The sequence below is a fragment of the Vibrio rotiferianus genome, assembly GCF_002214395.1.
Lineage (GTDB): Bacteria > Pseudomonadota > Gammaproteobacteria > Enterobacterales > Vibrionaceae > Vibrio > Vibrio rotiferianus.
In genome coordinates this window covers 883,554-905,566 of sequence record NZ_CP018312.1, presented here as the reverse complement: position 1 = coordinate 905,566, position 22,013 = coordinate 883,554, and the positions used below count along the sequence as shown (strand labels likewise).

The 22,013-nt window shown below is 44.0% G+C and carries 18 protein-coding genes; 7 read left to right on the top strand and 11 right to left on the bottom strand.

Features of this window, described 5'->3' with window-relative positions; all coding sequences use genetic code 11:
* Positions 1 to 4 precede the first annotated feature (4 nt).
* Positions 5 to 1,081, bottom strand: a complete 1,077-nt coding sequence (gene apbC / locus BSZ04_RS13280) for an iron-sulfur cluster carrier protein ApbC (protein ID WP_088880545.1) — start codon at positions 1,079 to 1,081, stop codon at positions 5 to 7.
* Positions 1,082 to 1,297: 216 nt separating this feature from the next.
* Between apbC and metG the strand changes: the two genes are divergently transcribed.
* Positions 1,298 to 3,358, top strand: coding sequence for a methionine--tRNA ligase (metG, locus tag BSZ04_RS13275; RefSeq protein WP_071234662.1), 2,061 nt, complete (start codon positions 1,298 to 1,300; stop codon positions 3,356 to 3,358).
* Between the two features lie 295 nt (positions 3,359 to 3,653).
* A complete protein-coding gene (locus BSZ04_RS13270; RefSeq protein ID WP_088880544.1) occupies positions 3,654 to 4,694 on the top strand; it encodes an IS481 family transposase in 1,041 nt (346 codons plus the stop codon).
* Between the two features lie 360 nt (positions 4,695 to 5,054).
* On the opposite strand, the gene BSZ04_RS13260 is transcribed toward BSZ04_RS13270, so the two are convergent.
* On the bottom strand, positions 5,055 to 5,408 hold the full coding sequence (locus tag BSZ04_RS13260; protein WP_038887096.1) for a hypothetical protein: 354 nt from the start codon (positions 5,406 to 5,408) through the stop codon (positions 5,055 to 5,057).
* 10 nt (positions 5,409 to 5,418) lie between these two features.
* Positions 5,419 to 6,492: a hypothetical protein gene (locus BSZ04_RS13255; RefSeq protein ID WP_088880543.1), complete on the bottom strand. Its 1,074-nt coding sequence runs from the start codon at positions 6,490 to 6,492 to the stop codon at positions 5,419 to 5,421.
* A 344-nt stretch (positions 6,493 to 6,836) separates the two neighbouring features.
* Here BSZ04_RS13255 and BSZ04_RS13250 point away from each other — a divergent pair, with 344 nt between their 5' ends.
* On the top strand, positions 6,837 to 7,643 hold the full coding sequence (locus BSZ04_RS13250) for a hypothetical protein (RefSeq protein WP_088880542.1): 807 nt from the start codon (positions 6,837 to 6,839) through the stop codon (positions 7,641 to 7,643).
* Positions 7,644 to 7,740: 97 nt separating this feature from the next.
* Here BSZ04_RS13250 and fadR read toward each other — a convergent pair whose 3' ends face one another.
* On the bottom strand, positions 7,741 to 8,580 hold the full coding sequence (gene fadR / locus BSZ04_RS13245) for a fatty acid metabolism transcriptional regulator FadR (RefSeq protein WP_010449338.1): 840 nt from the start codon (positions 8,578 to 8,580) through the stop codon (positions 7,741 to 7,743).
* Positions 8,581 to 9,222: 642 nt separating this feature from the next.
* On the opposite strand from fadR, the gene nhaB reads away from it, so the two are divergent.
* Entirely contained in the window at positions 9,223 to 10,809 is a 1,587-nt protein-coding gene (gene nhaB / locus BSZ04_RS13240) for a Na(+)/H(+) antiporter NhaB (RefSeq protein WP_010449340.1), read from the top strand.
* Between the two features lie 83 nt (positions 10,810 to 10,892).
* Positions 10,893 to 11,429: a disulfide bond formation protein DsbB gene (dsbB, locus tag BSZ04_RS13235; RefSeq protein ID WP_010449342.1), complete on the top strand. Its 537-nt coding sequence runs from the start codon at positions 10,893 to 10,895 to the stop codon at positions 11,427 to 11,429.
* An 85-nt stretch (positions 11,430 to 11,514) separates the two neighbouring features.
* Here the strand turns inward: dsbB and BSZ04_RS13230 are convergent, their stop codons facing one another.
* Positions 11,515 to 12,123, bottom strand: a complete 609-nt coding sequence (locus tag BSZ04_RS13230) for an SEC-C metal-binding domain-containing protein (protein ID WP_010449345.1) — start codon at positions 12,121 to 12,123, stop codon at positions 11,515 to 11,517.
* 156 nt (positions 12,124 to 12,279) lie between these two features.
* Between BSZ04_RS13230 and dusC the strand changes: the two genes are divergently transcribed.
* A complete protein-coding gene (gene dusC / locus BSZ04_RS13225) occupies positions 12,280 to 13,245 on the top strand; it encodes a tRNA dihydrouridine(16) synthase DusC (RefSeq protein WP_088880541.1) in 966 nt (321 codons plus the stop codon).
* 68 nt (positions 13,246 to 13,313) lie between these two features.
* On the opposite strand, the gene BSZ04_RS13220 is transcribed toward dusC, so the two are convergent.
* From BSZ04_RS13220 to yfbV, 6 genes are all read right to left on the bottom strand, one after another.
* Positions 13,314 to 14,774 carry a sensor domain-containing diguanylate cyclase gene (locus tag BSZ04_RS13220; RefSeq protein ID WP_088880540.1) on the bottom strand — a complete coding sequence of 487 codons (1,461 nt, stop codon included), beginning with the start codon at positions 14,772 to 14,774 and terminating at the stop codon, positions 13,314 to 13,316.
* Positions 14,775 to 14,884: 110 nt separating this feature from the next.
* Positions 14,885 to 16,711 (bottom strand): maltodextrin glucosidase, encoded by a 1,827-nt coding sequence (gene malZ, locus BSZ04_RS13215; protein WP_088880539.1) that lies wholly within the window; start codon positions 16,709 to 16,711, stop codon positions 14,885 to 14,887.
* Between the two features lie 140 nt (positions 16,712 to 16,851).
* On the bottom strand, positions 16,852 to 17,646 hold the full coding sequence (locus BSZ04_RS13210; protein ID WP_088880538.1) for an ABC transporter ATP-binding protein: 795 nt from the start codon (positions 17,644 to 17,646) through the stop codon (positions 16,852 to 16,854).
* Positions 17,643 to 18,578, bottom strand: coding sequence for an ABC transporter permease (locus BSZ04_RS13205; RefSeq protein ID WP_071234653.1), 936 nt, complete (start codon positions 18,576 to 18,578; stop codon positions 17,643 to 17,645). The genes BSZ04_RS13210 and BSZ04_RS13205 overlap by 4 nt, the downstream gene beginning before the upstream one ends.
* A 55-nt stretch (positions 18,579 to 18,633) precedes the next feature.
* Positions 18,634 to 19,599 carry an ABC transporter substrate-binding protein gene (locus BSZ04_RS13200; protein WP_010449354.1) on the bottom strand — a complete coding sequence of 322 codons (966 nt, stop codon included), beginning with the start codon at positions 19,597 to 19,599 and terminating at the stop codon, positions 18,634 to 18,636.
* Between the two features lie 309 nt (positions 19,600 to 19,908).
* Complete coding sequence (yfbV, locus tag BSZ04_RS13190; RefSeq protein ID WP_010449355.1) at positions 19,909 to 20,361, bottom strand: terminus macrodomain insulation protein YfbV; 453 nt, start codon at positions 20,359 to 20,361, stop codon at positions 19,909 to 19,911.
* Between the two features lie 346 nt (positions 20,362 to 20,707).
* On the opposite strand from yfbV, the gene BSZ04_RS13185 reads away from it, so the two are divergent.
* Positions 20,708 to 21,904 carry an acetate kinase gene (locus BSZ04_RS13185; protein ID WP_010449356.1) on the top strand — a complete coding sequence of 399 codons (1,197 nt, stop codon included), beginning with the start codon at positions 20,708 to 20,710 and terminating at the stop codon, positions 21,902 to 21,904.
* Positions 21,905 to 22,013 lie beyond the last annotated feature (109 nt).

Below are 22,013 nucleotides of genomic sequence, written 5' to 3'. Positions count from 1 at the left end.
AAACTCAGTTCACCATAGTAAAACTGATTGCATCTGGCTTTGCTTTGCCTTGCCAATACATTGTACAACACACACGATCCGCAAGCTGTTTGTAGTAACCGGCATGCTCGCTATCAGCACGTCTTGCCACAGTTGGGATACCCGCATCAATATCTTCTCGCATTGATATATGAAGTGGGATCTGCCCAAGTAACGCCAAACCAAACTCTTGCGACATTTTTTCAGCACCACCCGTGCCAAATATGTGCTCAACCGCTCCGCACTGGCTACAAATGTGATAGCTCATGTTCTCCACGACGCCCACCACTGGTACATTCACTTTATGGAACATCGCAGCACCTTTACGAGCATCAGCCAAAGCTAAGTCTTGCGGCGTAGTAACAAGTACAGTACCTGTTACTGGAATTTGTTGTGACAACGTCAGCTGAATATCCCCTGTACCCGGTGGCATATCAATCACCAAATAATCGAGTTCTGGCCAATCAGTCTCTGTTAGCAATTGTGACAATGCCTTAGAAGCCATCGGCCCCCGCCATATTGCCGCTTCAGCTTTATCTACTAAGTAACCGATAGAATGAGTATAGATGCCATGGGCTAAAATTGGCTCCATCCATTTCGCGTCACGTACTTCAGGCTTTGCGTCTTCTTGACCCAGCATCATCGGTACCGACGGGCCATAAATGTCGGCATCTAACAAACCCACTTTGGCACCTGATTGCGCTATTGCTAGAGCAAGGTTGACTGCTGTCGTCGACTTCCCTACTCCTCCTTTCGCAGAACTGACTGCAATGATGTTCTTAACACCCTTAACTGCATTCTGAACCTGGGTTTCAAGCGCTTTGACACCGAGCTCAATCTGGAACTCAAACGCAGGGACATCACCTGCTGCTTGCTGTTCTTTGATCCAATCGCTCAGCGCATGTTGAAGCTCGTTGCTCGCGAATGGCAAAGTAATTTGGATGCCGCCTTGCGCTGGAATCGCGACCATCCCATGAATATCTGCCCAGTTTTCCACCAACTGCGGATGTTGGAACTGGTTAAGCCAATGACAAAAGTCTTGTTTTGAAGTGAACTGGTGCATGACGCCTCCTTTATACCTAAATGACCTCAAAGTGCTTAGGCCTTTTCGCATCTTGAAGTCACTTGGGTATAACACTCTAATCGTAGCACCCAGAGACAAGATTCAGAACCCCAAAAAAACTAAGGCAATCCATGGTTTGATGCCTTGGCGTTAGGAAGCTCATGGGGTAGTATTACTCTCTATTTTTTTATACCTATCAAAAAGCGATTATTAAGTATGGCAAACGATCCAAGAAAACTGCTGGTAACTTGTGCCCTTCCGTACGCTAATGGTTCGATTCACCTAGGTCATATGCTTGAGCATATTCAAGCTGACATCTGGGTTCGCTACCAACGCCTACGCGGCAACACTGTAAACTTCATCTGTGCTGACGATGCTCACGGCACGCCAATCATGCTAAAAGCACAACAGATGGGTATTACACCAGAAGAGATGATCGCTGCAGTAAGCGAAGAGCATCAAAAAGACTTCGCTGGCTTTGATATTAGCTTTGATAACTACCACAGCACACACTCAGAAGAGAACCGTGAGCTAGCTTCTCACATCTACCTAGAGCTTAAGAAAAACGGTTTTATCTCTAGCCGTACTATCTCTCAGCTGTTTGATCCTGAGAAAGAAATGTTCCTACCAGACCGTTTCGTAAAAGGTACTTGTCCTAAGTGTAAGTCAGAAGACCAATACGGTGACAACTGTGATAACTGTGGTGAGACGTACAGCCCAACTGAACTAATTGATCCTAAATCAGCAGTATCTGGCGCTACTCCAGTAATGAAAGACTCTGAGCACTTCTTCTTCGACCTACCTCAGTTCGAAAGCATGCTAAAAGAATGGACACGCTCTGGTTCACTACAAGCCGAAACGGCAAATAAAATGCAAGAGTGGTTCGAGTCTGGCCTGCAGCAGTGGGATATCTCACGTGATGCACCTTACTTCGGTTTTGAAATCCCAGGCGAGAAGAACAAATTCTTCTATGTATGGCTAGACGCACCTGTAGGTTACATGGCTTCTTTCAAGAACCTATGTAACAAAACTGAAGGTCTGGACTTCGATGAGTACTGGAAGAAAGACAGCACAACTGAGCTTTACCACTTCATCGGTAAAGACATCGTTTACTTCCACTCTCTATTCTGGCCAGCGATGCTAGAAGGCAGTGGTTTCCGTAAACCAAACAACGTATTCGTACACGGCTACGTAACGGTAAACGGCGCTAAGATGTCTAAATCGAAAGGCACGTTCATCAAAGCGGCAACATACCTAGATCACCTAGATCCAGAGTGTCTACGTTACTACTACGCAGCTAAGCTAAACAGCCGTATCGATGACCTAGACCTTAACCTTGAAGACTTCACTCAGCGCGTTAACGCTGACGTAGTAAACAAGATTGTTAACCTAGCATCTCGTAACGCTGGCTTCATCTCTAAGCGCTTTGAAGGCAAACTATCTGCTAACTTCGCAGAAACTGAGCTATATAACGAGTTCACAGCGGCCGCTGACCGTATCGCAGAACTATACGAAACGCGTGAGTTCGGTCGTGCAATCCGTGAAATCACAGCACTGGCTGATAAAGCAAACCAATACGTTGATGAAAAAGCACCGTGGGTTGTTGCTAAAGAAGAAGGTAAAGACCAAGAGCTACAAGACATTTGTTCTGTTGGTATCAACCTATTCCGCGTTCTGATGACTTACCTGAAACCAGTAATGCCAGAGCTTGCTGCACGTACTGAAGCGTTCCTAAACGAAGAACTAACTTGGGAAGGTATCGCTGCGCCGCTAACTGATCACGAGATCACTAAGTTCAAAGCACTATTCAACCGCATCGATCCTAAGAAGGTTGAAGCGATGATTGAAGCATCTAAAGAAGATGCAGCAGCAGAAGTTGCAGCAAAAGAGAAAGCAGAAGCTGAAAAGAACAAAGCGAGCCAAACTGAGCTAGACAAGGATCCAATCGCAGAAGAGATTGAATTTGACGCTTTCGCAGCCGTTGATATGCGTATCGCGCGCATCATCTCGTGTGAAGAAGTGCCAAAAGCAAACAAGCTGCTTAAATTCCAACTAGACATCGGCGGCGAAACTCGCCAGGTGTTCTCTGGCATTAAGTCAGCGTACAAACCTGAAGAGCTAGAAGGCAAGCTAACCGTAATGGTAGCGAACCTAAAACCTCGTAAGATGAAGTTTGGTATGTCTGAAGGCATGATCCTAGCAGCAGGCCCTGGTGGCAGCGACCTATGGATCCTTGAGCCGCACGAAGGTGCTCAACCAGGTATGCGTGTAATGTAATGCTCTTCGCATAATAGAAAGGCTTAACTAGTTCAGTTAAGCCTTTTTTACAACGAGAGAAAATTACTTAGTGCAACCTATACTCTTCGGGTCCCCAAGTAATGATCGCACCACACACAAGGAAAAGCACAAAGCTGATGCTTACAACATACGCAAGTACTCTATCAAACGTTGTTGCGTATTTTAGTTGTATTAGTTCAGACTAGATCTGACACTTCAATTTGAAAAGAAGAGAGTTACCCACTTTGATTAAAGGTGCTTAGTCATCAATCAAAGACAATAAGAGGTAACTCTCATGCTTCATACTAGCAATCCAATTATCAAACACAAAGCTGGGCTTCTCAATCTTGCAGAAGAGCTTGGTAATGTATCTAGAGCCTGCAAGGTTATGGGTGTCTCTCGAGACACGTTTTATCGCTATCAAGAGCTGGTTGAAACTGGCGGTATTGATGCTCTGATTAATCAGAGCAGAAGAGCACCAAACTTAAAGAACAGAGTCGATAGTGAAACCGAGCAAGCCGTCCTAAAATATGCCATAGACTTCCCTGCCCACGGGCAAGTGAGAACAAGCAACGAACTACGTAAACTGGGAGTATTTATTTCTCCGAGTGGTGTTCGCTCAATTTGGCTTCGCAACGACCTAGAAAACTTCAAAAAACGCCTCATTGCCTTAGAAAAGCAAGTTGTTGAGAACGGTATCATTCTAACGGATGAGCAAGTCGCTGCTCTCGAGCGCAAGAAGCATGATGATGAAGCTTGTGGTGAGATAGAGACCGCCCACCCAGGCTATCTCGGTTCCCAGGACACATTCTATGTTGGCAACCTTAAAGGTGTTGGGCGTATCTATCAGCAGACGTTCGTTGATACCTACAGCAAAATAGCTTTCGCAAAGCTCTACACGACAAAAACACCAATCACCGCAGCAGATATGCTGAATGACAAGGTTCTGCCGTTCTTCGAGAATCATGAACTACCAATGTTGAGAATTTTGACAGACCGAGGGACTGAATACTGTGGCCGTGTTGATCAACATGACTATCAACTCTATCTGGCCATCAATGATATCGACCACACAAAAACGAAAGCAATGTCACCGCAGACAAATGGTATCTGCGAACGCTTCCACAAGACCATATTGAATGAGTTCTACCAAGTAACATTCAGAAAGAAACTGTATGGTTCGATGGAGGAGTTGCAGAAAGATCTGGACGAATGGATGGACTACTACAACAATCATCGTACCCATCAAGGAAAAATGTGTTGCGGCAGAACGCCAATAGAAACATTAGAGGATGGGAAGTCAATTTGGGCTGAAAAGAATTTAGCCCAAATATAATCTGACAGGCACCGAGTCTAAAAGTGGGTAACTGTCAGATCAGGTCTGAATTAGTACATTTTAGTATTAGTTGGTCATCCACAAGTGATACTTTAGCTGGCTTTCCTTGCATCAATACTGATGTGTACATAGGAAATCTAAACCCCCACCCATTTCTGTCCCAACCAATAGGGTCATGACCATCCCGCAACATTTTTTTCTCAATCCGCTTTACCGATATACGAATAAAAAGCAAGGTACTCACTAGCCAAGTGCATCCAATAATCATGTTTACAATATCAAAATAAAACACTTTGCTCCCTAGAGCAGGATTTGGCCTTTCAACTAGGCTTGTACTCACCGTTATACAGAGCCCTGCACTTAACTGGTTTTCACTCTGTACTCTTCAGGCCCCAACCCCATTACTGCTCCCAAAGCAAGTGCCATCACGAAGCTTATTGTGACAATATACGCAAGCACTCGGTCAAAGACTGTCGCATACTTTAGAATAAGTTTGTCTTCTACCAGCGATACTTTCGCAGGTTTACCTCGCATCAACACTGAGGCGTACATAGGAAATCTAAAACCCCACCCATTTCTGTCCCAGCCAATTGGATCATGACCATCCTGCAATATTTTTGTCTCAATCCGCTTTGCTGATACACGAATAAAAGCCAATGTGCTCAGTAACCATGTCCAACCAACAATCATCACTATAAGATCGAAATAAAACACAATTACTCCTTTAAAACCAATTTACTTTAGAGCTAGTTTCATAGGTTTTTTCTGCTAAACCTTGCCCAAACCAATCACCCATTTTTGCAGCCGCATAGCCAGCCCCTAACCCAACACCAATAAGTACTACAATACCCAGTGGCCCCGCTGCTAACGCAATCCCCATACCTGCCGTTACAACTTTTGCGGTCGTCCAAGCCCCTGCAGCATTACTTGCTCCGAAGCCTGCGACTTCCATCACCGCTTTTTTTTGCCAATCTTTACCATTACTCTTCGCATTACGAACGTTGTTGAATCTAACACCTGCATCTATGGCAATAATCTTTTTTCCAATGACATCAGAGCCAACCTCTAGTGCTCTAACAGAACGTATATTGGCCAGAGACGTGAGTTGAAGCTTGCTTGAGTTCCTGCCGCTTTTGGCAATATTTATTCCTCGTTCAGGATTACTCCAGATATTGCCTTTACTACTCTTAACTCGCCCTGAGTAATGAGTCAGCTCTTTTAGAAACTGCTTGTTTAAAGAGTCATGTGCAAACTTAACTTTGTTGCCTAGTTTCAGAAGTTCAGTTTTCTTGGCTCCACTTTTAGCAGCAAGTCGTACATTGATCAGCGCATTTTGATAGCTGAGCAACGCTTTACCAAAGTTACTCATCCTAGCCTGTTTTTCATTGATCGCGGTCGCCGCAGCTCCAGCTGCGGTGTATTCATCCAACTTTCCGCCCATAACGGTATTAGTTGCATCTAAGAACGGCTTAATTTCTTTTTCATAGATGTATGCTATTGCCTGTAAGTTTTCATCGCCAAATTCGCTAGAAAGGTAGGCCACATTTCTTTTCGTTTCTTGAGACCAACTCTTCACTGTGTCAAGAGCACATGCAATATCTGGCCTATCATTCCTAATTTTCTCTACAGAATTAGACGAATTATTACTTAGAATGAACGGGGTCCCAGCAGGGATAAAGGTGCCGAGTATATGCGGATTGTCTTTTCTAAACTGGCTGTAGGCTGTTTTGTTTTTGACATCTACAGGTAACTTTGACTTTGGTGTTGTACTAAAACAAATTTCAAGCGCGTTGGACAAAGTAATTCCCTCTATTGTTCACATAAACAACCCATAGCATATACAAATAGATCATCATTTAGCCTACTGGCATTGTGACTTGAATCGAGGGTTCCTGCGCAATTAAATGCAATTAGAAAACTTTGCGACTTTAGAACTAGCACTAATTTCATCCAGTCAGGAAAGGTATACACAACTGCGATATAATTTGACCAAATTCACACTTTTGGTGAAATCACGCACCAAATTCGGACATTTCATTATTAACGATTCACATAAGCTACTGTTTTAAAATGCTTTAATTATTGGCATCAAAGCTGCTCTTACTTAGTTGCTAGGTCAACAGCACTAACAAGGAGTTGGTTATGTTTGTTTTGATTTCTACTTTGATCTCGATTGCCATTCTGGCTGGGATCTATCATTTAGCTGCGAAGCGGGAGAAACAACACGCTCGCAAGTATCAATTACTCACGTTATTACGCGATGTCGTCCATCTATTGCGTCGCCATCGAGCAGTAACCCACTACTCTATTCAATACCAACAAAATCACGAAAAAGAGATAGAGCAAATTCATCAAGAACTAGGCTATAAATTGCACCAGCTAGTGGAAACCTCTCGCTTTGAGAACAAACCCATGTATCGCGTGCTGCAAATCAAAGTCGACAAGTTGATAGAGCAATGGCAAGACAACACCGTAGCACGCAATCAGATGGAGCATGGTAAATTGATTCGCCATAGTTTGTTTTTGATGGATGAGGTCACTATTGCATGGCTCGCTATTGCCCAAAGAGACGAGTTGTATGACGAGTACCACATGAACTGGCAAACTGTAATTGATAGCTTAGAGACATTGACACAACTGCGTATCAGTATTCAGGACATGGAAGATAGAGGCGGCCCTGAACGAATGAGAAACTATGCGTCAGTGATGATTAGAAGGCTTAACCAGTTGGCAGTCATTAGCCCTTTGAGCCTTGCCTCGCCAACATCGACCAAATCGATTCAGTCACTGAACGATTACATTGAAGGTGAAGTAGTCGCCTTAAGCGAAGAAGAACTCTATGACATCACCTCAGACTTATCCCTATCCGTGTTTAACACCTACGACCAAATGCTTTCAGACATCATAGAAACCCTCTACTTACCTTTACCCAGATTGTCCCTAGCTTAATCATCGGATTGCTCGCTTGAGACACTCTCAATACCAATAAAAAACCGCAGGTATATACCTGCGGTTTTATTTTGAAATCGTTGAATTCAAGAATTGATTAGCTGTCGTCTTCTGTGAAGTTGGTTGGCAACTCTTGCTTCATCTCGTTCCAAATTTGCGCACTCTCCATACCATAGTGACGAATCACAATTGGTAGTTGATCACGCTGACCCGTCTCACACGTTTCTAGAAGCTGACGGTAAAAACGTAGCGCTAAATCACGTGACGCTGGGTTTGAGAAGTAGTAGCTACCCACTCGATCATAAAGCTTTCTCAGGCCATTAAAGATAAGACCGTAGATCTGGTTGCCAGAATGGAACGCTAAACGTTGGAACAACATGTAATCGTAGAAGTTGAACGTCTTCGCGATCAAGATTTCTTGGCGTTTCGCTTCGTCTTTCTCGTTGTCTTCTTTTACGCTTTGCAGGATCTTGTCTGCATATGGAGAAGCTGCGATAAATTCATCCCATGAAGAGGCACTGACAAGCGCTTCACACGACTCAATCACATTCTGGATAGTACGCTCAGACGCTTCTTTGTTTGCTTTGAATGCATAACGCATGAAGATTGGACTGATGTTAGTACGCGCAGCGAGCAGGTCTTCAACGATGTTCGTTGCGTTATCCACATCAAGTGTCATTAGCGTATCCAAGATATGCAGACCAGACGTCTCCATAAACTGGTTAACTTTCGTTGGCTTACCGTGTTGGATAGTTAACCAGCCATCACGAGCTAAACGTTGCAACACTTCACGCAATGTCGTTCTCGTTACACCGATTAATTCAGAAAGCTCACGCTCAGCGGGTAAAATGGAGCCAGGAGGAAAACGGCCGTTCCAAATGCTCTCGATAATGTATTTTTCTGCGAATCCCGCAGGGCTTTTCGCCTTTATGACCATTCTACTTTTTATCCAATTATTGATTTCACTGGGTCGATAAGACTCATCATACCACTAGTTAACGATTTGAGAAAATTTACGATCAATAAATGAAACGAAGTTTAAATATAGAGTTAATACTCTATTCGTTTCATCAAATTGCTATTGGTAATTTATGAAGCCAAAGACGCGAAATTCATATTTTAAATTCCCGCTATAGGGCACAAAGCAAGCTGTAATAAAGCATTATTGATCACATTTTTTAGATCAAAATATGCAAAATAAAATTGTGCCTAATGGTTAATGTTCTTTATTAATTTATCTTTTCTCGTCATTGAACGTAAATTAAAATCCAAGGTGAATTTTTATAAGCTTTTCATGATATAGTAACGCCGTTTTGATCGCGTTATTACAATTAAAAAGCCGTTTTAGTCGGTAGCATTAAGTTTTGTTGTTGACTATTGATTGACTGAGTGTAGAGTTGCGGTCGAAAGTGAGCGGTGCTTGAGTTTCAGGGGAAGTAACTTGGCAAGACTACAAGAGAACAAAGGATTGTTGTTTTTCTAAGTTATTGTTTAAAAAGGCTAACTAATAAGCCTAATAAACAGAAGCTGAAGCACTATTGTAGTGTCTATTCATAATTTTGTTATAAAGAGAATTATCATGCCGATATCGCTCGGAAACGCCTTTATCAAGAACTTTCTTGGTAAGGCGCCTGATTGGTACAAAGTTGCCATTATAGCCTTCCTAATTGTTAACCCAATTGTATTCTTTCTAATTGATCCATTCGTAGCTGGTTGGTTGTTAGTTGCTGAATTTATTTTCACTCTAGCAATGGCTCTAAAATGCTACCCACTGCAACCGGGCGGTCTTCTAGCAATAGAAGCGGTTGCGATTGGAATGACAAGCCCTGCACAGGTGAAGCATGAGCTTGTAGCCAATATTGAGGTGCTCCTACTACTTGTATTTATGGTAGCGGGTATCTACTTCATGAAGCACCTTTTGCTATTCATCTTTACGAAGATATTGCTTGGTATTCGTTCAAAAACTTTACTTTCACTCGCATTTTGTTTTGCAGCTGCATTTCTTTCAGCTTTCTTAGATGCTTTGACAGTAATTGCCGTTGTTATCAGCGTTGCGGTTGGTTTCTACTCGATTTACCACAAAGTTGCTTCTGGTAACCCAATTGGAGACCACGACCATACTCAAGATGACACCATCACAGAACTAACTCGTGATGACCTAGAAAACTATCGTGCATTTCTACGTTCGTTACTAATGCATGCTGGTGTTGGTACCGCGCTAGGTGGTGTAACTACTATGGTTGGTGAACCACAAAACCTGATTATTGCCGATCAAGCAGGTTGGTTATTTGGCGAGTTTCTAATTCGCATGTCACCTGTGACACTACCTGTATTTATCTGTGGTTTGATCACTTGTGCGGTTGTTGAAAAGCTAAAAGTATTTGGCTACGGAGTAAAACTTCCTGATAACGTCCGTCAAATCCTCGTTGATTTCGATCGTGAAGAACGTAAGACACGTACAAACCAAGACGTGGCTAAGCTTTGGGTTCAAGGCCTTATTGCAGTTTGGCTGATCGCCGCTCTCGCACTTCACCTAGCCGCCGTTGGCCTAATTGGTCTGTCAGTTATCATCCTTGCAACATCGTTCACCGGAGTAATCGAAGAGCACTCCATGGGTAAAGCGTTTGAAGAGGCACTGCCATTTACAGCGCTGTTAGCAGTATTCTTTGCTGTCGTTGCCGTTATCATTGACCAAGAGCTGTTCAAGCCTGTTATTGACGCAGTACTTGCTGTCGAGGACAAAGGCGCTCAGCTTGCTTTGTTCTACGTAGCAAACGGACTATTATCTATGGTTTCGGATAACGTATTCGTTGGTACGGTATACATCAATGAAGTGAAAACGGCTCTCATGGAAGGCCTAATTACACGTGAACAATTTGATCTGCTAGCTGTGGCAATTAACACTGGTACTAACCTACCTTCAGTTGCGACTCCAAACGGTCAAGCTGCTTTCCTATTCTTGCTAACTTCAGCACTGGCACCGTTGATTCGTCTATCTTACGGTCGCATGGTAGTAATGGCACTACCATACACCGTTGTATTGGCTTTGGTTGGTTTGATGGGAATTATGTTCTTCCTAGAACCAGCAACAGCTTCTTTCTACGACGCGGGCTGGATCGTTCCGCACAGTGGTGATATCGCTCCGGCAGTATCTAGCGGCCATTAAAATTTGGTTGATTAAGAAACTTATCCACGTTAAAAAGCTCTGAGTATTCAGAGCTTTTTAATTTCATCAATAGGATATTACTTGTGACTATTTTTGCATCACTGAATGACTTCTCGAAGGGACGCTTATCTTGGCTTCTTCTTCTTATCGCAATCGTTTTTTTCGAAGCCTGTGCTTTATTCTTCCAACACGTGATGATGCTTGCACCTTGCGTTATGTGCATTTATGAGCGTGTCGCCATGATGGGAATCGGCGCAGCTGCAATGATTGGTCTTATTGCACCCAATAACCCTCTTGTACGTTGGGTGGCATTGGCAGCATGGGGAGCAAGTTCTTATAAAGGTTTGATGCTGGCGATGCAGCATGTCGACTACCAGTTCAACCCATCACCATTTGCAACTTGTGATCTGTTTGTTACCTTCCCTAGCTGGGCACCTTTAAATCAGTGGGTTCCGTGGATGTTTGAAGCATATGGTGACTGTGCGAAGATCGTGTGGCAGTTCCTTGGCCTTTCTATGCCTCAGTGGCTTGTAGTGATTTTCGCGGGTAACCTAATTGCTTTTGCCTTTATCGTGATCGCTCAATTCTTTGGTGGTAAGCGCAAAAACCCAATTCAATAATTGATGAGCCTTAAACTCTGATTTCTAACGACATTACACAAAAAAGCCGACTACAAGTCGGCTTTTCTTTTTATCTGTATATCTGTTATTTACCGCAGCATTGCTTAAATTTCTTACCGCTTTCACATGGGCAAAGATCGTTACGACCCACCCCTTTGAATGGGTTTAAGCTCTTTGATTTTTTTCCTACCATCAACTCATCAGCACCAAGTGCGACTTCGTTGATCATAAGATCAAACTGCTCGATGAAATCCGTTAGCGCAGGAGGGGTTTCAATACCCGCATCACGCATCTGCTGTTGCGTTTGCTCTTCATCAATTGCCAACATCATCGTTGTTAACAATGCCTGTAGCATGCGTTCAAGGCCATCGTTCAGTACCACATCATGCCACTGCTCTTCAATCATCGGCCAAACGGACATAAAACCTTCAGCAAAATCAGCTAACTGCTCTGGTTTGTTTTCCGTAAGTGCAAGAATAGAGTACTCGTTACGCAATATGTAGTTGTGCTGCTTGTGAATCTGCTCTTCAACGACTGGCTGAATCGCTTTAAAACCCTCACCTAGAAGAGGCTCTAGCCATGTTTCAGGTGCTAAGGGTTTCGTGGTCAGGTTAGCAGCCAGTACCGCACCTTCCATAAACAGTGAAGATTCGTCGATTTGAACTTCACCTTTCTCAATTAATGTGTATTGCATGACATCTGGTTTCCCATGAATTTGGCGGCATTATACCCTAGAGGTTATAAGATGCTAGTTGATGTCACTCGATGCTGATGAGTCTTTTAATGACAAACTTCACGCACATCGCTACAATCGCCCTCCTTTTTACCACCAAACTGTATTAGGCAAGCTATGCGAGTTGTATTAGGCCCGATGGAAGGCGTTTTGGACCATTTGATGCGCCAAATTCTAACCGAGATAAACGACTATGATCTTTGTGTGACAGAGTTTGTTCGAGTCATCGACCAACTGTTACCTGATCACGTATTCCATCGTCTGTGCCCTGAGCTTCTGCAAGACTCGCAAACCGCATCTGGCGTACCCGTTCACGTGCAACTTCTTGGCCAAGAGCCAAACTGGATGGCAGAGAACGCGATCAAAGCAGCTGAACTTGGCGCTCGCGGTATTGATTTGAACTTTGGCTGTCCCGCTAGATTGGTCAACAGAAGTAAAGGTGGTGCAGCCCTACTCCAGCACCCTGACCTAATTCACAACGTTGTAAAAGCATGTCGCGACGCGGTGCCTGCTGATATCCCTGTTTCCGCGAAAATTCGCCTAGGCTGGGAAAATCCAGAAGACTGCTTTGAGATCGTTGATGCGATTCAATCAGCCGGCGCGAATGAACTGACTGTCCACGCACGTACGAAAGAGGGTGGTTACAAGGCATCTGAGATCAAATGGGAATACATAACTAAAATTCGTGAACGTTTTGATATCCCCTTAATTGCCAATGGCGAGATTTGGAACTACGAAGACGGACAACGCTGTATTGCAACGACAGGTGTTGACTCTTTAATGGTATGCCGTGGTGCATTTAATATTCCGAACCTTGGCAATATGGTGAAATACAACCACCAGCCGATGGCTTGGAATGAAGTGGTAGATTTGTTGATTTACTACTCACAGTTTGAAATGAAAGGCGATAAAGGTTTGTATTATCCAAACCGCGTAAAACAATGGTTTGCGTACTTGCGCCAATCTTACCCTGAAGCGAACGAACTATTCCGAGAGATCCGAACGTTTAATAAAGCAGCACCAATCGTTGAACATATCCAACGCTACCGTGATGAGCTACAAGCACGCCTCAATGTAGCGTAAAAACTTGACCTCTCTGTGTGTTAAAAAGGGCGATTAGATCGCCCTTTTCAATACTAAGATTTGTTGCGCTAGTAACAGATTTTGTTCTTTCCTGTTGTTTTCGCTTCGTACAGTTTTTCATCAGCAACTTTGAAAAGCTCATCAAAGCTCGCTAACTGAGTCGAGCCTTTCACAACAACCCCACCAGAAACCGTAAATCCTTCCTTTATTACTTTCTTTGAGCTTGCTGCAATTGAATCCGCAACTCGTTGAAGAATGAGCTTCATACATTCAATATCTTCATCGTAGATTGCTAGAACAAACTCTTCACCACCGAACCGAGAAGCGACATCAGTGTGGCGAATATTTTCTTTAATGGCTCTCGCGACAGCCTTAATCGCATCATCGCCAACATCGTGGCCATAAGTATCATTAATAGATTTAAAGTTATCGATATCAAATACGGCTAAAGCAATATTCTTTTTCGTGATTTTATTGCGCCAGACCGCTTCCATTCCGCGACGGTTCAATAAACCTGTCATTGGATCTTTCGCTGCAAGCTCTTCAAAATAACGACTTTCTGTACGAGCATTGACTAAAAATAGGGCGACGGTACTCAGAACATATATAAAGAACGCAACGGCGACACTGTATTTCTCAAATACAAGTAAGTTCTTAAACTCGTCCCAAAGATTGTATTCATAGAAAATTTTATGATTTGAGCTTAAACGTTCGTGCTCTAGGGCCTCGACTCTCAAAGTGTTGTCAGGCTTGCTCATTACATTAGAAATGACATGCAACTTGCCCGCTAAGTTGTCCGTCGTTTTGAGTAAGGCGTCGACATCAAAATCAATCGACAACACACCTTGATGTTCGCCTTTCTCATAAATTGGCACGGTTAGGCTAATAACCTGACCGTCATGTCGGTCCAACATAGGTGCGGGGCCAGACATAGTCACTTTCACGGTATCCTGAGCTGTTTTCTGCCAAAACGGTCTTGCTTTCAACGTACTCCAAAGCTCTTGAGTAAAGTACTTTGCGTACGTTTCTGGAGAGGAAATAACGTAGCCTCTCTGATCGATATAGTGGATACCAAGAATGTGCGATTCAATATCATGAAGGAATGAAAGGGAAGGAGCAAAACCCGCTTTTTTTTCAGCCACCTTGAACAGATCGCTTCCCGGTTCACACAGTTCTTTTTGACCAACAATCATGTAGTCCAGCTCAACAGCCGGCAGTCCACCTGAATGGGTATTCTCTAGAAGCAATACATCAATAGGCCATACATAACACAAATCATTTTCTAGCATATGATTGTGTTCTTTAAATAATGGATGGGCAGGATTTGAATAATTGACGAAGCTATAATCTAGAGCTGTCAGAACTTTAACTGCACGATTGACCGCTCGGTCGATTTTAGCGTATTCCAAGTCGATGTAGCGATTCATCGCATCATAGTAGTTTTTGGCTGTCACTAGCATGACAACACAGAGCAAAAACAGAGGGAAGAAGATGACAAACTTGAGGCTGAATCGCCTTTGATTACCCATTGAATACCACGACTGATTATTATTTACCCTGAATAGCTTAAGCCATTCAGGGGCTGTTTATAGTTTTTAATTTAAGTATTCATAAATTTTAATAAATTAGGTGCTAAGTGTCACTTCACTTGCCATAAACTAGACGTTAAAGGTGTGATCTTGACAGAAAAATGACGCCTATAATCAACTTTATCGCCAGTTTCGCAAAGCTGAAGCAAGTGTTTAGCATTTAAGCCAAGTTTCCATAACGGAATATCAATCAATTGCACATCTTCACTAAAATTCAATGCAACAATTACAGCTTCACTCCCCAGCTGTCTTGCAAAGACCAATACATCATCAGACGCATATAACCACTGAAGACTACCTGATTGTAAACATGGGTAGTGCCTACGTATGGCAATCCAACGCTTATAGACTGGCAACCATTTGGACTTTGCAACCTCTTCCCAAGGGAAACAGCGTCTGTTATCCGGATCCAAACCGCCTTCTAGGCCAACTTCACTGCCATAATAAACACATGGTACTCCTACGTACGTCATCAGCATGATTAATGCTAATTCCATCCGTTTGTTGTCCCCTTTAATCAGAGAAAGAAAGCGCGCAGTATCGTGGCTGTCCAACTGATTCAGTTGGGATAGTTGGTTGTGCCAAGGAATTTTTGCTCTTGCTTCATCTAACCATTCTTTAAAATCCAGTCCACCAATCATGATCGGGTCATAAGCAATATCTTTTTTAGCTACAAATGCTCGCACTGGATGGGCAAAACCATAGTAGTTCATCGCTCCATCCTCTTGGCCGCCTTGCAGCCATTGCGTCGCCTCAAAGAAGTGTTCACCTAACACATACGCATTAGGGTTGGTTGATTTGGTTGCTTGACGGAAAGCTTCCACATAGTGCGCGTTGTTTTTCGCACCATCGCCTTCACCCAACATATGAATGACATCAAAACGCCAACCATCGACAGAATATGGTGGTTTGAGCCAATATTTGATTACGGCCTCTTCACTTTGATAGATGTAATCGCGCACCTGCTCATTTTCAAAGTTCAGAACAGGTAGGCTAGCAATACCTTTCCAGCCAATGTAATTATTGGTTTCTCCCTCGAAGAAGTAATAGTCACGAAAATCTGAATTTGGATTTCCATACGCCCCAATACCTTCTTGTTTTATATCGAACCAAGGGTGCTCCACTGAGGTGTGATTAAATACCGCATCCAAAACTACCTTCATTTGCTTGCCATGAATTCGTTCACACAAATCTGCAAACAGTTCATTGCTTCCAAACATTGGATCGATCGTGAAATAATCCGTAGTGTCATATTTATGATTACTTGGTGCAGTAAAAATTGGGTTGAAATACAACGCTGTCACACCCAACTCATCCAAGTAATCAAGCTTCTGCTCAACACCTTTTAAATCGCCGCCGAAAAACTCTCTTGCACCCGTATTTTGGTGAGTTCCAACCGCCTCTCCCCAAGGTTTTACTAAAATTTCTGGGTCGTATTGAGCGTAAGCATTTCGAATCGATTGCTCATTTTGGCTAGTTGCAAAGCGATCAGGAAATATCTGGTAGAAGACCTGTTCTTGCACCCAGCGAGGAGGTTGAGACTGCGTGTTCAACTTAAAGTGGAACTCTTTCGGCGGCATACGCTTATGAACGCCTCTGCCATCAAGCCAAAGCTGGTGGTTGCCTTTGATCAGCTTGAACACATAATGGGTGACGTCACGGTCTCGGTTCGCTGCAAATTGTGCTTGCCACAACTGAAGCTCACCAGCATTACCACAAGGCTTCATCTCTATGAGGTATTCTTCGTTGTCTGGTTCACAGCGCACGTGCACGCTATCAAACTCGATGTTTTCGGTTTTCAAAATGACGGTAAGCCGTTCACCATCAAGAACAAGGCCATCTTCAGTCTGGCTATGGAAGATAAATGGAAGGGTCATGGTAAGCGCTCTTAGTATTGGAATATTCCACTATTTTAATAAAGAGCACCCATCTAAAAATCCTCCTTTTAAAAATACCGTACGGGTCATTTTCTCAAGGAGGATCACATTTGGTAGGCGTAGTCGACAAACACTCTAAGCTAGTTCAACAACAAGCTGTCATCTGCCAACTCCTCTCCACGCACTTTAGAAAACATTTCCAATAAGTCTGGTACTTGCATATTCGCTCGCTGCTCACCCGCTACATCAAGAACAATTTCTCCTTGGTGTAACATTACTGTCCTGTCACCACAGGCCAGAGCATCCTTCATCGAGTGTGTCACCATCATTACCGTAAGATTAAACTCGGTGACAATGCGCTTAGTCAGGTCAATAACAAAAGCCGCCATACGAGGGTCTAACGCAGCCGTATGTTCATCAAGCAGTAGTAGCTTACTGTCTGATAGCGTTGCCATAACTAGACTAACCGCTTGACGCTGCCCCCCAGAAAGCAGCCCAATGCTGTCACCAAGGCGATCTTCAAGCCCTAAACCCAGAATGCTGATGCGCTCTTGAAACAGCTTGCGACGTTTCGCTGAGAGCGCCTTCCCCCACCCGCGACGCTGACCCCGCATGTAAGCAAGCGCCATGTTTTCTTCAATGGACAAATCCCCACAAGTACCAGCTAGTGGGTCTTGGAATACGCGAGCACATTGAGTGGCGCGTTGTGCAACCGTCTTACGCGTTACATCTCGCCCCCCTATGATCACTTGCCCACCAATCATTGGCGTTTCGCCCGTCACCGCACCAAGTAGCGTTGATTTACCCGCGCCGTTGGATCCAATCACGGTGAGGAACTCATGCTCAGGTACTTCTAAAGACACCCCTTTTAACGCTCTGTTTTCCAAAATAGTGCCGGGATTGAAGGTCACTTGAATATCATTGAGTTCAATCATAGTGCCTCTCCTGATCCATTTTTCGATGCCGCTTGTTTTGCATTCGACACTCGTTGTTTGGCTTTCATTCTCTGTTTCAATTTCGGCGCAATTAAAGCTACCGCGACGAGTACAGCTGTAACCAAATTTAGATCCGATGCTTGTAGGCCAAACATTCCCGAACTCAGGGCAAATGCTACTGCTAAGCGATAAAGCACCGAACCAATAATCACCGCACAAACTGCAACCCAGATTTTCCGCCCTGGAATAAGGGTTTGTCCAAGAATAACCGCCGCAAGACCAACTACGATGGTACCCACACCAGAGGTGACATCGGCAAAGCTGTTGGTCTGAGCAAATAACGCCCCAGCAAAACCAACAAATCCGTTAGACAGCGCTAAGCCAAAGTAAGTGTAAAAGCCAGTACTCGCCCCTTGCGCTGCCACCATTCGGGCGTTTACCCCTGTCGCTCTTAACCCTAAACCGAAATCGCTGTTAAGAAGACGCACGACAAATAGCGCGGAAAGTAATACCAGCACACCGACAATCAAAGGTCGGATATACATAGCATCGCCGATCGATTCAAAAGGGGTAAGAATCGTGTCTTCTCCAAGCAGCGCCATGTTCGGCTTGCCCATGATGCGAATGTTGATAGAAAACGCCGCAATCATGGTAAGAATGGAAGCGAGTAGATGAAGAATGCCACAACGAACCGCTAGAAAGGCGGTCACCCACCCTGTCATGCCACCTGCAATGACTGCCATTCCTGTGGCAATCCAAGGATTGATACCCGCCACAATAGCGGTTGCGGCAACGGCAGCACCCATAGGAAAGCTACCATCAACACTTAAATCAGGGAAATCTAGTACTCGAAACGTAAGGTAGACGCCCAAGGCAACTAAACCGTAGATAAGGCCTATCTCGAGGGCACCAAAAAAAGCAAATGCAGACATAACTGCTCCTTTCTGCACAAGTCAGGTCGACGTTAAACCGACCTGAACACGACTATTACTGAATGCTAGTCGCTCGTTTCACAACAGAGCTCGGTAGTTGAATACCCAGCTTAGTTGCCGCACCTTCATTCACAACCAGATCAGAGCCTGTTGCTACTTTGACATCTAACTTGCCCGGCTCTTGCCCTTCCAAAATCGCAGCAACATAGTCAGCAGTTTGAACACCAACCTGATAGTAATCAAAACCTAAACTGGCGATCGCTCCTTTTTCTACGTAAGAGGTTGCACCGCCAAAGACGGGTTTCTTCGCCTGATTCGCTGCGACGATCATACCTTCAATCGCGCTAGCTACTGTGTTATCTGTCGGTGCATAAATCACATCTGACTTAGCTGCAATAGCTTGAGTCGCAGATTGTACATCTGCGCTCTTCAGTGCTGTCGCTTCCACCACTTCAAGGCCATTTGCTTCCGCGCTCTCTTTTAACAGCTGCACCAGTGTCACTGCATTTGCTTCACCAGGGTTGTAGACCACGCCAATGGATTTAGCTTTCGGCAAAATTTCTTGAATCAGTGCAACGTGCTGCGCCACAGGAGACAAATCAGAAAGACCGGTGACGTTTTTACCCGGCTGATGCATGGATTTAACTAACTTAGCGCCCACCGGATCCGTTACTGCAGTAAACACAACTGGAATAGAACGAGTAGCAGAAACCAAAGCCTGTGCTGATGGTGTTGCTATGCCCACAAGCACATCTGGGCTTTCACCCACATATTGACGTGCAATCTGTACCGCTATAGCTGGGTTACCTTGTGCAGTTTTGTAGTCAAACTCCAAATTCTTCCCTTGCTCATAGCCTTTTGCTTTCAAGCCATCTATCAAGCCCTGACGAGTCGCATCGAGTGCAGGGTGTTCTACGATTTGTGAAACCGCAACAGTGGCAGTGTTAGCAAGCACGTTGGCAGAGGAAAAAACAGTGGTCGCGGTAAGAATGGCAGTAGCTAATAAATGTTTCGTTTTCATCATGACTCCTTGATGTCTCTTCGTCCTTGAACTGAAAGCCTCTTCGAAAATGAATGCTCAACAGAAATAATGAGGAAGATGGGATGTTGTGTTTAAACTGTGCACTTTTTGTGCATCTGTTTTTCATTATTAACGCTAAGTCTCGGTAAAGAAAAGCAAGATTTAACAACAAAGTAACATTTGTGATCTCACAATCGGTACGTAAAGCGGTTATTGCAAATACGAAAGGAGTGAAATAAGAATTGCGGGCATAAAAAATGGAGTGGCAATTGCACACTCCATTTCAGTGATAGTGATTAGTTTCGATGTTTAGAACCAGCGCTCGAGTGCTGTCTTATCTAGTTGGCGGAATGCTCGGTTTAAGATCACCGCCAATTCTTTGTATCTTGGACGCGCTTTTACTGGTTCAAGTGCGAAACCTGACTCAGTGATCTTTTGGTGTAATTCACGGTACCAAGACGCCAGCGTAGGCGGTAACTTAGTATTTGAACGACTGCCCAACCACCACATGCCTTGCAGTGGCATACTGATCGCGAATAATGCAACCACGATGGCTTGCGGTAGCGCGTTGTAATTATTAAAAGCCATTTGAGTGAGCACACTGATCGCCGCGACTGCTGGCATAACTTTAATGCCAAAGCGTGTTGCTTTGATAATGCGTTGTTCGGGAAAAATGGCGTTCAGCTCTTTACGAACCGGCCAGATCTCCATGTAGCGTTGGCCGTCTTTCAGGCTATGGATCAATCCGACTTGTTTGCTCATACCGCTCTCTCACTAAAAAATAGTTGAACATTTCAACTGAAGGCGCAAAAAATTGATGAAAGTTAATATTCTTTCAAAATTTTTTTGTTATCATTGCCTATTATCGCTATCCTTTGCAGACCCTCAATCTCATTGTTGCCGTTATTTACAATTTAAGCAACTCCGAGATTCCTATCTGCACGGATCGCATCATAGTGATGGATGGGTTCATCACTATTCTTTTATATGGAATTAGAACAATTTTTGACCAAGATTAGTGCGCAGCCTTGCTGGTATCGTCTATTCTTGTGATTGATTTTCATCCTTAACTGATTTTTTTGTCAGACGAATAAACAGGTAGTCATACATGTCTAAGCTAGTTTTAGTTTTAAACTGTGGTAGTTCTTCTCTTAAATTTGCTGTTGTTGATGCAGAAACAGGTGCAGAGCACCTAACAGGTCTTGCAGAGTGTCTTGGTCTTCCAGAAGCTCGTATGAAATGGAAGCTTGACGGCAAGCACGAAGCTCAACTTGGTGCAGGCGCAGCTCACGTAGAAGCACTATCATTCATGGTAGAAACTATTCTTGCTTCTAAGCCAGAGCTTAAAGCTAACCTAGGCGCTATCGGTCACCGTATCGTACACGGTGGTGAGCAGTTCACTCAATCTGCACTGATCACTGATGAAGTTCTAAAGGGTATTCAAGACGCTGCGACTTTCGCACCTCTTCACAACCCAGCACACCTTATCGGTATCGAAGCTGCTAAAGTAAACTTCCCAGAGCTTAAAAACGTTGCTGTATTTGACACTGCGTTCCACCAAACTATGCCTGAAGAGTCTTTCCTATACGCTCTTCCATACAACCTATACAAAGAGCACGGCATCCGTCGTTACGGCATGCACGGTACTTCACACCTGTTCATCACTCGTGAAGTTGCTAACCTACTAGACAAGCCAGTTGAAGAAGTAAACATCATCAACTGTCACCTAGGTAACGGTGCTTCTGTTTGTGCAATCAAGAACGGTAAATCTGTAGACACTTCTATGGGTCTAACTCCTCTTGAAGGTCTAGTAATGGGTACTCGTTGTGGTGACATCGATCCAGCGATCATCTTCCACCTACACGACGCTCTAGGTTACTCTGTTGAACAAATCAACAACATGCTAACTAAAGAGTCTGGTCTTGCTGGTCTAACTGAAGTGACTTCTGACTGTCGTTTCGTTGAAGACAACTACGGTGAGAAAGAAGAAGCAACTCGCGCGATGGACGTGTTCTGTCACCGTCTAGCTAAATACGTAGCGGGTTACACAGCTTCAATGGAAGGCCGTCTAGACGCAATCACTTTCACTGGCGGTATCGGCGAGAACTCTGGCCCTATCCGTGAAATGGTTCTTAACCGTCTAGCTATCTTCGGCATCGAAGTAGACAGCGAAGCAAACCTTAAAGCACGTTTCGGTGGTGAAGGTACTATCACTACTGCAAACAGCCGTATCCCAGCAATGGTTATCTCTACTAACGAAGAGCTAGTTATCGCTGAAGACACTGCACGTCTAGCAGGTCTTTAATGATTAAACTGGCTTAGCCGATTGGCTAGCCAGTTTTTCTTCCAAAGAATTTATTAGGGGCTTAACTCCTATTCTCTGAATTTTCATGGAATAAGAGTTGAGCTTTTAT

Excerpts from the sequence above, each read along its gene's own strand:
- apbC (WP_088880545.1), bottom strand. The coding sequence starts at position 1,081 with ATGCACCAGTTCACTTCAAAACAAGACTTTTGTCATTGGCTTAACCAG.
- BSZ04_RS13230 (WP_010449345.1), bottom strand. The coding sequence starts at position 12,123 with ATGCAATACACATTAATTGAGAAAGGTGAAGTTCAAATCGACGAATCT.
- metG (WP_071234662.1), top strand. The coding sequence starts at position 1,298 with ATGGCAAACGATCCAAGAAAACTGCTGGTAACTTGTGCCCTTCCGTAC.
- BSZ04_RS13185 (WP_010449356.1), top strand. The coding sequence starts at position 20,708 with ATGTCTAAGCTAGTTTTAGTTTTAAACTGTGGTAGTTCTTCTCTTAAA.
- malZ (WP_088880539.1), bottom strand. The coding sequence starts at position 16,711 with ATGACCCTTCCATTTATCTTCCATAGCCAGACTGAAGATGGCCTTGTT.
- fadR (WP_010449338.1), bottom strand. The coding sequence starts at position 8,580 with ATGGTCATAAAGGCGAAAAGCCCTGCGGGATTCGCAGAAAAATACATT.
- nhaB (WP_010449340.1), top strand. The coding sequence starts at position 9,223 with ATGCCGATATCGCTCGGAAACGCCTTTATCAAGAACTTTCTTGGTAAG.
- dusC (WP_088880541.1), top strand. The coding sequence starts at position 12,280 with ATGCGAGTTGTATTAGGCCCGATGGAAGGCGTTTTGGACCATTTGATG.
- BSZ04_RS13200 (WP_010449354.1), bottom strand. The coding sequence starts at position 19,599 with ATGAAAACGAAACATTTATTAGCTACTGCCATTCTTACCGCGACCACT.
- BSZ04_RS13220 (WP_088880540.1), bottom strand. The coding sequence starts at position 14,774 with ATGGGTAATCAAAGGCGATTCAGCCTCAAGTTTGTCATCTTCTTCCCT.
- BSZ04_RS13270 (WP_088880544.1), top strand. The coding sequence starts at position 3,654 with ATGCTTCATACTAGCAATCCAATTATCAAACACAAAGCTGGGCTTCTC.
- BSZ04_RS13210 (WP_088880538.1), bottom strand. The coding sequence starts at position 17,646 with ATGATTGAACTCAATGATATTCAAGTGACCTTCAATCCCGGCACTATT.
- BSZ04_RS13205 (WP_071234653.1), bottom strand. The coding sequence starts at position 18,578 with ATGTCTGCATTTGCTTTTTTTGGTGCCCTCGAGATAGGCCTTATCTAC.
- yfbV (WP_010449355.1), bottom strand. The coding sequence starts at position 20,361 with ATGAGCAAACAAGTCGGATTGATCCATAGCCTGAAAGACGGCCAACGC.
- BSZ04_RS13250 (WP_088880542.1), top strand. The coding sequence starts at position 6,837 with ATGTTTGTTTTGATTTCTACTTTGATCTCGATTGCCATTCTGGCTGGG.